At 78.2% G+C, this 597-nt stretch carries 1 pseudogene; it reads left to right on the plus strand.

The features are described 5' to 3' along the window. Nucleotides 1-597 (plus strand): annotated as a pseudogene (locus KUM32_RS41155) (hypothetical protein); the annotation flags it as partial.

Here is a 597-nt window from a genome sequence, read left to right on the forward strand (position 1 = left end):
GGCGGGCGCGCCGCTCGGCGCGCTGGTGGGCACGGACCGGGACGCGCCGCGCCTGCTGGTGGTGCCCCAGCCGCGCGACCGCGACCTGCGCTTCGCCTTCCTCGCCGCGCTGGCCGAGGAGATGCTGCCGCACTTCGCCGCGGGCGCGGACGAGGTGGAGTGGGAGGAGCGCAAGGAGACCGACCCCGAGACCGGCAAGCGGGTCACGGTCCAGGTCGAGCTGTGCGCCGACGCCCCGCAACTGCTCGTGCCCAGCGGCCCCGGCATCGACTTCGTACGACTGCTCGGCCGCTCGATGCGCTTCCGCCGGGCGGCCGAGCACGAGCCGGAGGACCTCGCGGGCGCGCGCGAGGGCGCGCTGCTGGCGTCGGGCCCGGGCGCCGCCGAGCCGGGCGGGGGGTCGCGCGAAGCTGACGTGCCGCGGGCCGCGCCGGCCCGGGTGCCGCTGCTCGGGCGCTGGCTGACGCACTACGGGGAGCGGGCGCGGGTGCCCGGCTCCTCGCTGCTGCTCGCGCTGACCGACCTGCTGGGCCAGCACTGGGCGACCGGCCAGAGCCGGCTCGAGGACCAGCACCTGGGCGCGCTCCTTGCCTGGAT

The sequence above is a fragment of the Streptomyces sp. AC627_RSS907 genome (genome assembly GCF_019049165.1).